Raw genomic sequence first — 15,934 nt, 5'->3', positions numbered from 1 at the left:
CGCTCCCTGAGGAGGCCCGGAGCTTGCGGAGGGCCGTCACGAAGGGGCGGGAACGGGCTCCCGGCTCTCCGCGGGGGTGACCACGGCGAGGATCTGTCCCGCATCCACTTTGTCACCCACCTTCACCGTGATGTCGACGGTTCCGTCGACGGGTGCGGTCAGCGCGTGTTCCATCTTCATCGCCTCGACGACCACGACGGCCGCGCCGCTGCTCACCGCATCGCCGGACGCTGCTCCGACGGCGACCACGGTGCCGGGCATCGGGCTGGCGATCTCACCGGCACGATCGTCGGCGGCCTCGTCGAGCAGCGGACGGGCGAGGTCGAGGACCCAGGTGCCGGACGGTCCGGACACCCACCAGGATTCGCCGATCAGCGTCGACGACCAGGACTGGCTGATCCCGCCGACGATGAGACGGTCGGATTCGCGGCCGTCGCCCGATTGTGCGGGGAGGTAGACCACCTCGGCCGTCCAGGACTCGCCCTCGGCTCCGTCGCCACCCTCGGTGACCACGGTCGCCGAGGCCGAGATCGACTGCGCATCAGTGTGTTCGACGCTGATCGACACAGCGGAGTGGTGTCCGCCGCTCACGAGCCTGGTGATCACCGGAGCCGGTTCGCCGACGCGCCAGCCGACCGCCGACGACCAGACGTCGCCGCGGTCCCGGACCCCGATTCGGGCGAGGCCGACGAGGGCCTGCGCCTCCGGGGAGGGTTGCGGCACCACGTAATCGGCGACCAGGCGGTCGAGCAGTTCGGTGTCGAGTTCGGCGTCGACGACGGCCTGCTGCCGGAGCACGAAGCGGCAGAAGTCGATGTTCGTGACGACCCCGAGTACGCGGGTGTGTGCCAGCGCCTGGTCGAGGCGTTCGAGGGCCTCCTCGCGGTCGCTGCCGTGCGCGATGATCTTGGCGAGCATCGGGTCGTAGTCGCTGCCGACGCGCAGTCCCTCGAGCATGGCGGAGTCGACGCGGATGCCGCTGCCCGACGCCGTGTCCGGGTGGACGAGGTGCTCGATGGTGCCGCCCGTGGGGAGGAAGCCGCGGGCGGGATCCTCGGCGTACACGCGGGCCTCGACGGCGTGGCCGGTGAGCGTGATGTCGTCCTGGGCGAAGCCGAGGACCTCGCCGCGGGCGACGCGGATCTGCTGCTCCACCAGGTCGATTCCGGTGACGAGTTCGGTGACCGGGTGCTCGACCTGCAGTCGGGTGTTCATCTCCATGAAGAAGAACTCGTCCGGCTTGTGGGCCGAGACGATGAACTCGACGGTGCCGGCGCCGGTGTAGCCGACGCTGCGGGCGGCGTCGCAGGCCGCCTCGCCGATCCGGGCACGGGTGACGGCGTCGAGCAGCGCCGACGGTGCCTCCTCGATGACCTTCTGGTGCCGGCGCTGCAGCGAGCACTCGCGTTCGCCGAGATGGATGACGTTGCCGTGTGTGTCGGCGAGGACCTGCACTTCGATGTGGCGCGGGGTGTCGACGAAGTGCTCGAGGAACAGGGCGTCGTCGCCGAATGCGGCGCCCGCCTCTCGTCGTGCACGTTGGAGAGCCGCGGGCAGTTCGGCCGGGTCGGCGACGCGGTGCATGCCCTTGCCGCCGCCACCCGCGCTCGGCTTGATGAGGACCGGGAAGCCGATGTCGGGGGCGGCCGCGATCAGGTCCTCGTCGGTGAGACCGGGACGCGAGAGGCCAGGGACCACCGGCACGTCGCGCGCGGTGACCGCGGCGCGGGCGGTGATCTTGTCGCCCATCGTCGCGATGGCTTCCGCTGGCGGACCGATGAAGACGATGCCCGCCTCCGCCAGTGCGGCGGCGAATTTCTGGTTCTCCGAGAGGAATCCGTAACCGGGGTGGACGGCGTCGGCACCGGTCTTGCGGGCCGCGTCGACGACGGCGTCGATGTCGAGGTAGCTCTGGGCGGCCGCTGCCGGTCCGATCCGGACCGCGACGTCGGCCTCGCGGACGTGACGGGCCTGCGCGTCGGCGTCGGAGTAGACGGCGATGCTGCGGATTCCCAGGCGGCGCAGGGTGTCGATCACCCGGCAGGCGATCTCGCCGCGGTTCGCCACCAGGACGCTGCGAATGGGTCTGGTGCTCACGGTCTGGAGGTCCTCTGTCGTCGTGGGTGAACTCGGGGATGGCATGTCGGTCTCCGCTCTCACATCCGGAAGACGCCGTAGCGCACGTCGGCCAGCGGTGCGTACCGCGCGGTCTCGAGGGCGAGCCCGAGCAGCGTGCGGGTCTGGGCGGGGTCGACGATGCCGTCGTCCCAGAGGCGTGCGGTCGAGTAGTAGGCGTCGGACTGCCGCTCGAATTGTTCGCGGATGGGTGCCTTGAACGCCTCTTCGTCCTCCGCCGCCCAGGTGTCCCCGGATCGCTCGATCTGGTTGCGGCGCACCGTGCCCAGCGTGTCGGCGGCCTGCGGGCCACCCATCACGGAGATGCGAGCGTTGGGCCACATCCACAGGAACCGCGGCGAGTAGGCCCGGCCGCACATCGAGTAGTTGCCGGCGCCGAACGAGCCGCCGACCATGACGGTGAACTTCGGGACCCGCGCACACGCGACCGCATTGACCATCTTGGCGCCGTTCTTGGCGATGCCGCCCTGCTCGTAGGCCTTGCCGACCATGAACCCGGTGATGTTCTGCAGGAAGACCAACGGGATTCGGCGCTGATCGCAGAGCTCGATGAAATGCGCACCCTTGAGGGCGGATTCGCTGAAGAGGACGCCGTTGTTGGCGATGATGCCGACCGGGTGGCCATGGATGTGCGCGAACGCGGTCACCAGGGTCGTGCCGTAGTTGGCCTTGAACTCGGTGTATTCACCGGCGTCGCACATGATCTCGATGACCTCGCGCACGTCGTACGGGGTCCTGGAGTCGGTGGGCACCACGTCGTAGATGTCGGTCTGCGGACGGAGCGGCTCCCGCGACGGGATGGTCTCCCACTGCGGCGCCTCCCGCGGGCCGAGCGTGGCGACGATCTCACGGACCTTCGCCAAGGCCTGCTGATCGTTGTCGACAAGGTGGTCGGTGACGCCGGAGACCGACGAGTGCATCGCGCCGCCGCCGAGGTCCTCGGCCGAGACGTCCTCGCCGGTCGCGGCTTTCACCAGCGGCGGTCCGGCCAGGAAGATGGTGCCCTGGTTGCGGACGATGACCGTCTCGTCGCTCATCGCCGGGACGTAGGCGCCGCCGGCGGTCGAGGAACCGAGGACGGCAGCGATCTGCGGGATGCCCGCGGCGCTCATGTTCGCCTGGTTGTAGAAGATGCGGCCGAAGTGGTCGCGGTCCGGGAAGACCTCGTCCTGCTGAAGCAGCATCGCGCCGCCGGAGTCGACGAGGTAGATACACGGCAACCGGTTGGCGGCCGCGATCTCCTGCGCGCGCAGGTGCTTCTTCACCGTGACCGGATAGTAGGTGCCGCCGGAGACCGTGGCGTCGTTGGCGACGATCATGCATTCCCGGCCGGCCACGCGGCCGACACCGGCGATGACGCCCGCGGCCGGCGCCTTGTCGTCGTACATCCCGAACGCGGCGAGCGGCGCCACCTCGATGAACGGTGAGCCGACATCGAGGAGGCCGTCGACGCGATCACGCGGCAGCAGCTTGCCGCGCGATACGTGGCGCTCACGCGCCTTGGCCCCGCCGCCGGCGGCCACGGTCGTCAGGCGCTGGTGGAGCAGGTCGAGATTCTGCTGGTGCGTGGCCCGGAAGCCGTCGAGCGTGCTGGTCACCGTCGACCCTTCAGTTAGTTGGGATTAACTGAACGGAATGGTACGCCATCGAGTGGCGCGTGTCACGCCCACGACTCGTGACCAGTCTGCGTGACGCGCGTCACGCCATCTCGTAGGGTGGTGGCAGGCCCACCACCCCCGGGCTCTCACAACCGATGCGTCGATCCGGCACGACCGGAGAAGGCCACCGCACATAGAAGGCCAGGTAATCCCATGACCCTCGCAGACGACCGCGCACGCTTCCAGCAGGTGCCGACCGCACAAACCGGCTTGTCAGCAACACGCTCGTCCGAGCCCCTTCCTGACGACTTCTCGCTCGACGATCGCTACGCCCGCGAGTCGGGCACCATCTACCTCTCCGGCATCCAGGCTCTGGTTCGCATCGTCCGCGACCGCGCTCGCGTCGACCGCCGCCAGAACCTGAACACCGCCTCGTTCATCTCCGGCTACGAGGGCTCTCCCCTCGCCGGTTACGACCTCGAACTCGCCCGGCGTCGCAAGCTGCTCGCGCCCTACGACATCACCCACCGGCCCGGCCTGAACGAGGAGATCGCCGCGACCTCGGTGATGGGCTCGCAGGTGGCCGCACAGGTTGCCGACCTTGCTCCCACCACCGACGGCACGCCCCGCGACGGCGTCGTCGGCTACTGGTACGGCAAGGCCCCCGGCCTCGACCGCGCCACCGACGCGATCCGGCACGCCAACCTCGTCGGCACGCATCCGTCCGGTGGCGCCGTCGCACTGGTCGGCGACGACCCCGGCGCCAAGTCCTCGACGGTGCCGTGCGCGTCGGAGATGGCCCTGGCCGACCTCTACATCCCGATCCTCTACCCCGCGGACTCGCAGGACATCCTCGACCTCGGCGTGCACGCGGCGATCATGAGCCGCGTCAGCGGACTATGGACGTCGCTGAAGATCTCGGCCCATGTCGCCGACGGCGCGTCGACCGCACACGTCCATCCCGACCGCGTCATCCCCACCTATGGCGACCTCGGACGCAGTCCGCACGTCCCGAGCGGTCGACTCCTGGGCGCCAATCTGATGGAGCTCGAACAGAATCAGCTCACCACGCGCATCCCCCGCGCGCTGGAGTACGCGCGGCTCAACGGGATCAACAAGATCGTGGTGTCGACCCCCGACGACCGGATCGGCATCGTCGCCGCGGGGAAGACCTACCTCGATCTCCGAGAGGCATTGCGCCTGATGAACATCGGCGACGACGACCTGCGGCGTCTCGGCATCCGCATCCTCAAGCTCGGGATGGTCTACCCGATCGAGCGGGACATCCTCGATCGCTTCATGTTCGGCACCGCGCGCGGTGATCTCGACGAGGTCATCGTCATCGAGGAGAAGCGCGACTTCATCGAGACGATGATGCGCGACATCCTCTACCGGCATCCGCGTGCACCGCGGATCGTCGGCAAGGTCCACGAGGACGGATCGACCCTGTTCTCCCGCTTCGGCGAACTCGACGTCGACGCCGTCACCCGCGGTCTCGCGGATCGTCTGGCACGCCATCACGTCGACGCGGCGCAGGCGTGGATCGACAAGAAGTCGCGGCGTCGTACCCGCATCGAACTCCCCCTCGCCGTGCGCACGCCGTACTTCTGCTCGGGATGCCCGCACAACAGCTCGACCAAGGTGTCCGAGGACACCCTCGTCGGCGCCGGAATCGGTTGCCACGCGATGGTTCTCCTGATGGACCCGCGCCAGGTCGGCGACGTCGCCGGGGTGACGCAGATGGGCGGCGAGGGTGCGCAGTGGATCGGCATGGCTCCGTTCGTCTCCGCCCGGCACTTCGTGCAGAACATCGGTGACGGCACATTCATGCATTCGGGCTCGCTGGCCCTCCGGGCCGCCGTCGCGTCCGGCGAGAACATCACCTACAAGCTGCTCTACAACGGCACCGTCGCCATGACCGGCGGCCAGGACCCGGTCGGTGAGATGGACCTGCCGCGGCTGACCTCCCTCCTCGTCGACGAGGGCGTCAGCAAGATCGTCGTGACCTCCGACGATCCGAAACGTACGCGCGCGCTGGGCCTTCCCAAGAAGGTGGAGGTCCGCCACCGCGACGAGTTGGTCGAGGTCCAGACCGAACTCGCCGGCGTACCCGGGGTGACGGTCCTCGTCCACGATCAGCACTGCGCCGCGGAGAAGCGCCGGAAGCGCAAGCGCGGCACCATGCCCACCCCCACCACGAGGGTGATGATCAACGAACGCATCTGTGAGGGTTGCGGCGACTGTGGCGAGAAGTCGAACTGTCTGTCCGTGCACCCGGTGCAGACCGAGTTCGGGCGCAAGACCCAGATCGACCAGAGTTCGTGCAACCTCGACTACTCGTGCCTGAAAGGCGACTGCCCGTCGTTCGTCACCGTGACCCCGGAAACGACGCGGACCAGGGCCCGCGCCACCGACCTCCCCGGCGCACTGCTTCCGGAACCAACGCTGCCCGCCGTGCGGGACACGTTCTCGCTGCGGGTCACCGGCATCGGCGGCACCGGTGTCGTGACCGTGTCGCAGGTGCTGGCCACGGCGGCGGTCCTCGACGGCCATGCCGCCCGCACCGTCGACATGACGGGCCTGGCACAGAAGGGCGGTGCCGTCGTCAGCGACATCAAGGTCGCGCCGCACGAGGTCGAGCAGGCCGCCAAGGTCGCCTCCGACGACTGCGATCTCTATCTCGTCTGCGACCCGCTGGTCGGCACCGATCCGGTCAATCTGAAGGTCGCGGCACCGGAGAAGACCGTCGCCGTGGTGTCCACGACGCAGGTTCCCACCGGGCTCATGGTCATCGACACCTCGGTGGGCTTCCCGGCGGAGACCGCGATCCACTCCGCGATCGACGCGAAGGTGACCCGCGGCCTCTACCTGGATTCCGGGGCGCTGTCGACCGCACTCTTCGGTGACGAGCAGTTCGCCAACATGCTCATGGTCGGTGCGGCGTATCAGGCAGGCGCACTGGCGATCTCGGCCTCGTCGATCGAGCGCGCGATCGAACTGAACGGCGTGGCGGTCGACGCCAACGTGCAGGCCTTCCGGCGCGGACGTCAGGCGGTGGCCGACGCCGATGCCGTGTCCGCGACGATCGCCTCGCTGCACGGCGCCGCGTCCACGGAACCGGAGCCGTCCGACCACGCGATGAGCGTGGTCCGTGCGAGCGGTTTCGGCGACGAGCTCACGCGTACCGTGGCACTCCGCTACGACGAGCTGATCGCCTACGCCGACGAGCGTTACGCGCGTGAGTATCTCGACGTCGTCGAACGGGTGCACCGCGGCGCGGACAACGACGCGTTGACCGATGCGGTCGCGCGCAACCTGTACAAGCTGTTGGCCTACAAGGACGAGTACGAGGTCGCTCGCCTGACGCAGGATGCCGCTTTCGCGGCGAAGGTCGCCGATCAGTTCGGTGAGGACGCCGGGGTCTCGATCCGGCTGCATCCGCCGACACTGCGCCAGATGGGCATGCGGGAGAAGATGTCCCTCGGTGCCTGGGCGAACCGTCCGATGAGCACGCTCGCGAAGATGAAGAAGCTTCGCGGAACACCGCTCGACCCGTTCGGCCGCAACGAGATCCGTCGTACCGAACGTGCGCTGATCGTCGAGTACCGGGAGATCGTCGACCAACTGCTGGCCGCCGTGCAGGGCGGACGCGTCGGCGACGCCGAGATGCCGGCCGTGGTGGAACTCGCCGGCCTCCCCGACATGGTGCGCGGCTACGAGAGCGTGAAGATGCGCAACGTCGAGAAGTACCGGGCGGAGGTCAGCCGGCTGCGGGGCGGCCTCGGAATCTGACACCCCGCCCCGGAAGCCACCCGTCGCTGAACACCGCTCCTGGAATCGGCTCTCCAGGAGCGGGTTTCAGCGATGCCGCCGGAAGCGCGCGACGACGGTCTGGCCGTCCTCGCCGGGGACGGCGTCGATCACGAACGGCGACGAGTGACCATCGCGGGAGGCGACGGCGTCGAACTGCCCGACGTTCATCTCGATGAGCAGGACCCCGTCACCGGACAGCCATGTCTGGGCGCCGGTGATCAGTGCGTCGACGTGATCGAGGCCGTCCGCTCCCCCGGTCAGGGCACGCCGGGGCTCGTGGTCACGCGCTTCCGGCGCGAGCAGTCCGAAGGCGTGATCGGGAACGTACGGCGGGACGGCTGCGATCACATCCACGCGACCGCGGAGTGACTCGGGAACGGCGTCGAAACCGATGCCGTGATGGATCTGCGCGTCGACGGGCAGGTTCCGCCGGGCGTGGACGAGCGCATCGGCGGCGATGTCGGCAGCGTGCACCTGCACACCATCGACGGCTGCGGCGACTGCGGAGGCGATCGGCGCCACTCCGCAGAACGCCTCGAGGACAACGGCTCCGGGCCGCCCCGTCGCGGCGTCGACGGCTTCCTGCGCCAGCAGCAGGGATCGCTGCCGCGGCACGAACACACCGAACCCGACGCTGAGCCGGAGGTTCCCGAACTGGACCCACCCCAGCAGATGTTCGAGTGGCTCACCCGCAATCCGGCGTGCGCACAGGTCGGCGAGTTCGTTTGGACCGGCGGCGTGCCGGCTTAGCAGCTCGGCCTCGTCCTCGGCGAACACGCAGCCCGCACGACGAAGAGCATCCGCCAGCGGGTCTCCGAGAAGTCCGGCCGGCTGCACGTGTACGTCAGGAGATTGCGGCGTCATCCTTCTTGAGACCGTACAAGAACGATGCGGTCATCAGGAGCGCCACCTGCACGAATCCGAAGATCAGCCCGAGAATGGCGCCGGCCCCGAGTTCGACGGACGGCGGCATGATCAACGCCGAGGCGAACAGTGCCAGCCACCCGGCGAGCGCGATCACGGCGAGGAAGGGCAGGGCCTTTCGATATCGGGGAACCAGCATGAACGTCGTCGCGACCCCGACGACGCCGAGCACGACGAAGAACTTGCCGGGGTTCAGCACGATGTCGTCGGAGAAGAACCCGGGGATACTGTCCCGCCCTTCCATGAAATCGCGTTCCCACGAATCGAGCCCCTGCTGCGCCCCGGGCAACGCGGTGATCCAGCTGACGAAGCCCATGCAGTAGGTGACGATCCCGGCGACCGCCGCACCGAGGGCAAAGATCACCGACCGATCGGGCCGCGGCCCCATTCGCTGAGGACCCATGCCGGACGCGGGACCCCAACCACCTGTCGAGTGCTGGTACGCCGGTGGATTTTCACCCCACTGCTGGCCGGGAACCCCTCCGGTGGGCCGTCCGCCCTGGAACTGCCCGGTCTCACCGTGATTGCTGGGGAATCCGCCGGTCTGCGGCTGCCCGGGTGGGGCCGGTGACCGCTGAACGCCCTGCTGCTGGTTGGGATCGCCTGAATTCACGGTGCACTCCTCGTCCTTCACCCCCGAACGATCGCGCCTCGTCGTCGCGACCTGCGGGCCAGGGTAAGCCGACCAGAACCCCGATGCACCTGCGGCGACGAGATTCATTCGACCGGTCGTCGCACGGAACCAGACCCCGCTCGTGCCGATGGCCACGGATCGGAGATTCGGTGTTCACACTGTGGACTTGTCACGGGACGGATGCGGTCCCGGTTGGTGGCCGGGGCGCGGAAGGTACTGCGCGAAAGTCTGCTGTGTCAGGCGGCGTCGTCGAGTCGCATGGTGCGGCGGTTGTAGGCGGGTAACGGGCGGCGTCGGGGGTCGATGTCGGCCGGTGGGATCAGCCACGGGTGTCGGTCGAAGCCCATCATGATGTCCCAGCCGTTGTGGTGAACCTGGGTGTGGCAGCGTTGGCAGAGCAGGCAGCCGTTGTCGAGGTCGGTGTCGCCGTCGTCGGACCAGTGCTCGATGTGGTGCACCTGCGTGTGCGATGGTGGCGCGCCGCATTTGATGCAACTCTGGTCGCGGATGATGATCGCTTTGCGTAGGTGCGGTGGGAAGAGTCGTCGTTCGCGACCCATCTGTAGCGGCACGGTATCACCGTCGATGACGATCTCGGTCAGGGTTCCGTCGCAGGACAGTTGTCGGGCGATGGCGTGGGTGGTCGGGCCGGTCCAGGGCAGGGATGCGGGGTCACCACCGTCGGCGGGGATGGTCAGCAATATCTGGGCGCGTGGTGTGCCGATGGTGTCCATCGCAGCGCCGACTGCGGCTTGATCCAACAGCACCTCCATTGCGTCGGCACGGATCTGGGTTGCTGAGCGTCGGTCTGGGGAGCCGTCGGGTTCGGGGCACGGCACCGAGCGTTCGTCGATCATCGCGATGAACTTCTCGCCGACGGCCTGGGTGACGTTGGCGTTGATCTCCACGCGGCTGTCATCGGTCACCCGGTGCGACAACGTATCCAGTGACCGGTCGTCGCACGCGGGGATACCGCCCTCGTCGTCGGCGATGGTGTTGCCGATCGTCTGCGCGTGCTTTTGTATCTCGGCGGGTGTGGCACCTGACAGGGCTTGGGCGAGGAGTCCGCTCTCGTAGGTGCCACGGTCGTTGCCGGAAAGCGCGGCGGGTGAACGCTTCTCGATGATTGTCATGCCACGGACAATGGCGTCGGCGACCTCTCCCGAGAGGTTTCCGTCGGCCGCGCAACTCTCGAGCCTGCTCAAGGTGCCGATGCTGTCGGCGATACGAATCGCCCGAGTGGCGACCACCGGCGGGAATCACATCTCGATCAGCAGCTTCTTGGTGGTCGACCCTGCCTTCTCCGCGACACGCAGATCATCGAGATCGCCTGCACAAGTGGCGATTCGGTGATCAGCCAGATTCCGGACCTTTCTCCAGAGCTCCAGTTCGGAAATTGTCGTGCGACCAGTGGGATCGTCTGTGGGTGGAGTGATTCCCGCGAGCTGGTCGAGGAGGGATTCGAGCGGTGCCATGACGCCATGGTAATCGAACATCCGTTTGAGTACTGTAGGTATTCCACAGCAGTTTTCGGTGATTTGTCAGTGGCGGCAGGATAGTTCGCGACCCTGAGAACTGGAGGTTTGCAACACATCTCCCCCCGTCACCCCGCTAACCAAGGAGCGAGCGCCACGAAGGGCTGGCGACATCTGCTCACCAGACCTTCGTGGCTCGTCGCTTGCGCTCCTCGCACCTCAGGCAGCAAGGGTGAAGGAAACCGCTACGCGGCAACCATCACCGACGCAGCTCCGACTTCGCGATCGTGCGGAGATGCACCTCGTCCGGTCCGTCGAAGATGCGCATCGCGCGATGCCAGCCGTACATGGCGGCCAGCGGCACGTCGTCGCTGACGCCGGCGCCGCCGTGGACCTGGATCGCCCGGTCGATGACCTCGAGCGCCACGCGCGGTACCGACACCTTGGCGGCCGAGACATACGGCGCGGCGGCCTTGTTGCCGAGTTCGTCGATCGTCTTGGCGGCCAGCCGGCACAGCAGGCGGGCCTGGTCGATCGCGATACGGGACTCGGCGATCTGCTGCTGGACGACACCTTGCTCGGCCAGCGGCTTGCCGAAGGCGACGCGCCCCTTCGACCGCTGGACCAGGTGGTGCAGGGCGCGTTCGGCAGCGCCGAGCGCGCGCATGCAGTGGTGGATGCGGCCGGGGCCGAGCCGCGCCTGCGCCATGGCGAACCCGCCGCCTTCCTCACCGAGCAGGTTCTCGACGGGCACCCGGACGTTCTCGTAGACGATCTCGACGTGGCCGTGCTGGTCGTGACGACCGAACACCGGCACGTCGCGGACAACGGTGACGCCCGGGGTGTCGATCGGGACGAGCACCATCGACTGCTGCCGATGGGTCGCCGCCCCGGGATCGGTCTTGCCCATGACGATGAGCACCTTGCAGCGCGGGTCGGCTGCGCCGCTCGTCCACCACTTCCGGCCGTTGATGACGTAGGAGTCGCCGTCGCGTTCGATGCTGGTCTCGATGTTCGTCGCATCCGAACTGGCGACGTCCTTCTCGGTCATCGAGAACGCCGACCGGATTCGGCCGTCGAGCAGCGGTTCCAGCCAGGTCTGTTTCTGCTCGTCGGTGCCGAACAGGTGCAGCAGCTCCATGTTCCCGGTGTCAGGTGCCGCACCGTTGAGGGCCTCGGGCGCCAGATGCAGGCTCCACCCGGTGATCTCGGCCAGACCGGCGTAGTCGAGCTGGCTGATCCCGGATTCCGACGGCAGGAAGAGATTCCACAGGCCGCGTGCGCGGGCCCGCTTCTTCAGCTCCTCGACGACGGGCGGCACGTCGTGATCGTCGGGTCCGGCGAAGCCGCGCTCCTCTTCGTAGCGTTGCTCCGCCGGGAAGACGTCGGAGTGCATGAACGCGATGAGCTCCTCGCGCAACTCCGACGCCTTCGCCGACGGCCGGAGATCGAGCGTCTCGTCCGGGATGCGGCCGGTCAGATCTGGCTGGATCACTGTGCCACCGTCCGCAGTTCACGACGCAACAGTTTGCCCGTGGCGGTCTTCGGGATGTCGCCCATCACCACCACCTCACGCGGGTACTTGTAGGCAGCCATCCGCGTCTTGCAGTGGTCGATCAGCTCCTCCGGCGTCGCCTCGGTTCCCGGCCGCAGGCTCACGAACGCCTTCACGGTCTCGCCGCGGTAGGAGTCGGGCACGCCGACGACCGCTGCTTCCCGCACCGAAGGATGCTCGTACAGAACGTCTTCGACCTCGCGTGGCCACACCTTGAAACCGCTGGTGTTGATCTGGTCCTTCTTCCGATCGACGATGTAGAACCATCCGTCGGCGTCCATGTAACCGACGTCGCCGGTGTGCAGCACGCCGTTCGGGATGCCCTTCGCGGTCGCCTCCGGCTTGTTCCAGTAGCCGGCGACCACCTGTGGGCCGGCCGTGACCAGCTCGCCGACCTCGCCCGCGGGCAGGTCGTTGCCCTGCTCGTCGACGATCCGGACGACCGTGTCGTACACCGGGATTCCCACCGAGGTGGCCCCGGTCTCCTCGTCGGCCGGGGCCGTCACGCCGAACGGCACCGCATGCGACGGGGAGGTGGTCTCGGTCAGGCCGTACACGTTGTGGATGTAGTGACCGAACCGCTTCTGGAACTCGGCGATCGTGCTCGGCGGGATCGGCGCGCCGCCGGAGTAGATCTTCGACAGACTCGCCAGCGACGCCGGGTCGATGTCCGGCACGTTCATCAGGGCGATGAACACCGTGATCGATCCGACCGTGAACGTCGCCTTCTCGCGGGCGATCGTCGCGATGGTGTCGGCCGGGTCCATCCGGTACATCAGCACGAGCGGCGCCCCGGTGAGTTCGGCCAGCGCGATGTGCGCGATGAGACCGGTGATGTGGAACAGCGGTGCCACGCCGAGGATCACGTCGTCGCTGTCGACGCCGACCCAGTCGCGGTAGGTCTGCGCGTTGAACACGACGTTGCGATGGGTGGTCATCGCACCCTTGGGCGGCCCGGTGGTTCCCGACGTGTAGGTCAGGAAGGCGACGCTGTCCCCGGTGAGATCGGCCTTCGGCGGACGCTGTCCCCGGTAATTCGCGAGCATCGTCGCCAGGTCGACGGTGCCCGGGCAGTCGATCTTCTCGACGCCCGCCAGGGTTCCGCTGTTCGCGGTCTGGTACTCCAGCTCCGAGGTGGTAATCACGGTCCGCACCGCGGTCTTGTTGTCGCGCAACGCCTCCTGCGCGACGTCCCGGTACAGCGACTGCATCGCGACCAGTACCGTGGCGCCGGAATCGACCAGGATCTCGGCGAGTTCGCGGCTGCGGTACATCGGGTTGGCCGACACGGCGATGCCGCCGGCCTTCCAGATACCCAGCTGGGCGATGACGAACTGCGGGATGTTCTGGGCGTAGACCACCGCGCGATCGCCCGGGGTGAAGCCCAGGTCCAGGATGCCGACCGCGAACGCGTCGGTCAGCTCGTCGAGCTCACCGGCGGTGACCGATCCGTCGAAGTAACGGATCAGGTCGGCATCCGGGGTGCGCGCAGCGGTGGCCGCGAACATGTCCAGCGCGGTGTCGAATTCGATGCTCCGCGGCGCGAGATCCTGCTCGCGGTAGTGGCTGCGCCACACCTTGTCGTCGTAGACACTCATGTCTGACGTTCCTCTTTCGGCGAATGACTCGTGGGCGAGTCAGCGGATGACGACGGGGTTCACCGGCGCACCGGTGCCGCTGACGACCTTGAGCGGGGCCGCGACGTACAGGAAGCTCCAGCGGTTGTCGGCGGCACACGCCTCGGCCAGCTCCTCGAGCCAGACGATCTCGGTGAACACGACACCCAGGTTGCGCATGAGCGCGTTGTGGAGCGGAAGCGCCACACCGGATTCCGGGTCGGTGGTGACCTCGTTGGCGATAGTGTCGGTGACCAGGTTCGGGATCTCCTTGTCCTGGAACCACTGCACGAGTTCACGCGAGTAGGTCAGGCCGGGCTCGCAGAAGCCGTCGTAGAACTGTTCCGGGTTGTTCAGCTCGTACCAGTAAGTCAGCCAGCCGGTGCGGATGATCAGGATGTCGTGCGGTTCGATGGTGACACCCTGTGCGGCGGCCGCGGCTTCGAGATCGTTGTGGTCGAAGGTCTCACCCTTCTCCAGGTACTTCTTGCCGCGGTAACGGGCCATGTCGATCAGCACGCCGCGGCCGACGACACCCTTCTCGGCGATCGGCAGGACCGACGCCTTGTCCAATGCGTCGACGGTGCTGCGGGCGTCGTAGCCGTTGTAGAGCTTGCCGTCATACCAGACGTGGCCGAGGGCGTCGTACTGCGTGGAGCCCTGCAGGAAAATGTTCGCGGTGTCGTCGGCATAGTGCAGGCCACCGGGGAACTGCGGTGCGCCCTCACCGTCCCACGACGACTCGTCGAGGATGTTCTTCCGGTTGATGCCCTCGCGGCCCGGCCACAGCGGATCGCCGGGGCTCTCCGTGCGCCCCATCTCGATCTGGAGGGTGAAGGTCTCCCCCGACTTGATGTGGCCGACACCGCGCAGAACCTCACTCGCGTCCAGGTAGTTCAGGGCACCCACCTCGTCGTCGGGTCCCCACTTGCCCCAGTTCGACGGGGTGTCGGCACCCAACAGGTCACCCATGGACGGCGCAGTGGTCTCGATCTCGGTCATCTCATCTCCTTTGATTCGATCCAGAGCGGAACCGACGGTTCCGGGTCGCACACTGAACGGTGCGAACTGAATTTCTCGACTGAACTTTGTGAGCGCTCGCTCGGTAAGTTCATTGTGACGAGCATCGCACTCGTTCGCAGCGCCGTCAAGAGGCGAAATCGGTGATGTCTCAGCATTTGTCAGCAAGAGAAGGGAAAGCCCAGTACACACGGCAGGTTCAGCAAAGCTGAACTTCCCCTGTCCAGGGGTAGGCCGCCTGGACGCGCCGAAGGTCGGGGGGCCTAGCGGTCGGCCCGGAAACCCACCATGCCGAGAGCGAGATTCGCGTACTCGCGAGCGATGCGACGTCCCTGAGCGGCGTCGGAGTCATCGGTCCAGGTCGGGACGGCCAGGCACATCGTGACGATCGCCTTGGTCGCCACGGACAGGTCGCCGGACCGGAAGGCGCCGAGGTCGGCGGCGCGCCGGGCCGTATCGAGCAGGCGACCCTCGATCTGCGCCATCGACGCCTGCAGGTGAGTGCGGTTGGGTTCCTCGAGTCGCCGCAGCTCGGTCGCCAGGACCAGAGCCAGCGCGCGACGCTCGACATGGAAGAGCGTGAGCGCCTCCACCATGTTGGCGAAGGCGGTCACCGCGTCGACGCCGTCGCCGGCTGCGTCGAGACGTCGCGCCAGGTCAGCGTGGGCGATGTTGACCAGCGCGACGAGCAGGTGCTGCTTGCTCGGGTAGTGGTGATAGATGCCTGCGACACTGATGTCGGCGCCGGCGGCGATGAGGCGCATCGTCGCACCGTGATAGCCGAGTTCCTCGAAGACGTCGATCGCCGACTCCAGCACCGGGTCGAGGGTCAGCGGGGCGAACACACGCCAGTCCGTCGGGTCCCCGGCGGCCTCCGCCTTCTCCGGTTGCGGCGACTCGAGGAAACGAGCGACGGGCACGTCCAGGCACTGCGCGATCTGGCGCAACCGGTCGACGGTGAGCCCGACCTTCCCGTTCTCGATGGCGCTCATGGTCCCGACGCTCACCCCGATACCGGCCGCCAGCCCACGCAGCGTCACGCCCGCCTGCTTGCGCAACTCACGCACGGCGGCGCCGCTGTCGGTCACCGGTTGTTCGACCACGCTGAACAGCTTATGGGGAGCCGCGCATTTTTCGTAGACTCATCCTCGTGGTCCACAACC

9 protein-coding genes and 1 pseudogene are annotated in these 15,934 nt (G+C 67.5%); 1 reads left to right on the top strand and 9 read right to left on the bottom strand.

Translation table 11 applies throughout. From position 1 onward, the window contains the following. Positions 1–36: 36 nt before the first annotated feature. Both GKZ92_RS06600 and GKZ92_RS06595 read right to left on the bottom strand, forming a co-directional pair. A complete protein-coding gene (locus tag GKZ92_RS06600) occupies positions 37–2,097 on the bottom strand; it encodes an acetyl/propionyl/methylcrotonyl-CoA carboxylase subunit alpha (RefSeq protein WP_035755600.1) in 2,061 nt (686 codons plus the stop codon). Between the two features lie 59 nt (positions 2,098–2,156). Continuing rightward, positions 2,157–3,734: a carboxyl transferase domain-containing protein gene (locus GKZ92_RS06595; RefSeq protein ID WP_155225123.1), complete on the bottom strand. Its 1,578-nt coding sequence runs from the start codon at positions 3,732–3,734 to the stop codon at positions 2,157–2,159. Between the two features lie 213 nt (positions 3,735–3,947). On the opposite strand from GKZ92_RS06595, the gene GKZ92_RS06590 reads away from it, so the two are divergent. Continuing rightward, positions 3,948–7,526, top strand: coding sequence for an indolepyruvate ferredoxin oxidoreductase family protein (locus GKZ92_RS06590; protein ID WP_155225122.1), 3,579 nt, complete (start codon positions 3,948–3,950; stop codon positions 7,524–7,526). Between the two features lie 66 nt (positions 7,527–7,592). Here the strand turns inward: GKZ92_RS06590 and GKZ92_RS06585 are convergent, their stop codons facing one another. The 7 genes and pseudogenes from GKZ92_RS06585 to GKZ92_RS06555 form a co-directional block, all read right to left on the bottom strand. Continuing rightward, positions 7,593–8,411 carry an SAM-dependent methyltransferase gene (locus GKZ92_RS06585; RefSeq protein ID WP_051406013.1) on the bottom strand — a complete coding sequence of 273 codons (819 nt, stop codon included), beginning with the start codon at positions 8,409–8,411 and terminating at the stop codon, positions 7,593–7,595. Then, complete coding sequence (locus GKZ92_RS06580) at positions 8,392–9,084, bottom strand: DUF5336 domain-containing protein (RefSeq protein ID WP_155225121.1); 693 nt, start codon at positions 9,082–9,084, stop codon at positions 8,392–8,394. The genes GKZ92_RS06585 and GKZ92_RS06580 overlap by 20 nt, the downstream gene beginning before the upstream one ends. A 257-nt stretch (positions 9,085–9,341) precedes the next feature. Next, a pseudogene (locus GKZ92_RS06575) lies at positions 9,342–10,580 on the bottom strand (DUF222 domain-containing protein). Positions 10,581–10,839: 259 nt separating this feature from the next. Then, positions 10,840–12,075, bottom strand: a complete 1,236-nt coding sequence (locus GKZ92_RS06570; RefSeq protein ID WP_006359777.1) for an acyl-CoA dehydrogenase family protein — start codon at positions 12,073–12,075, stop codon at positions 10,840–10,842. Beyond that, on the bottom strand, positions 12,072–13,733 hold the full coding sequence (locus tag GKZ92_RS06565; protein ID WP_006359776.1) for a class I adenylate-forming enzyme family protein: 1,662 nt from the start codon (positions 13,731–13,733) through the stop codon (positions 12,072–12,074). The genes GKZ92_RS06570 and GKZ92_RS06565 overlap by 4 nt, the downstream gene beginning before the upstream one ends. Before the next feature lie 39 nt (positions 13,734–13,772). Next, positions 13,773–14,753, bottom strand: coding sequence for a cyclase family protein (locus GKZ92_RS06560; RefSeq protein WP_155225120.1), 981 nt, complete (start codon positions 14,751–14,753; stop codon positions 13,773–13,775). Between the two features lie 281 nt (positions 14,754–15,034). Beyond that, entirely contained in the window at positions 15,035–15,874 is an 840-nt protein-coding gene (locus tag GKZ92_RS06555; RefSeq protein WP_006359774.1) for a TetR family transcriptional regulator, read from the bottom strand. Between the last annotated feature and the right edge of the window lie 60 nt (positions 15,875–15,934).

The sequence above is a fragment of the Gordonia sp. 135 genome, assembly GCF_009720185.1.
In the GTDB taxonomy this organism is placed as follows: Bacteria; Actinomycetota; Actinomycetes; order Mycobacteriales; family Mycobacteriaceae; genus Gordonia; species Gordonia alkanivorans.
Note: the sequence above shows the minus strand (reverse complement) of the source record. Positions and strands in the feature narration are given on the sequence as shown.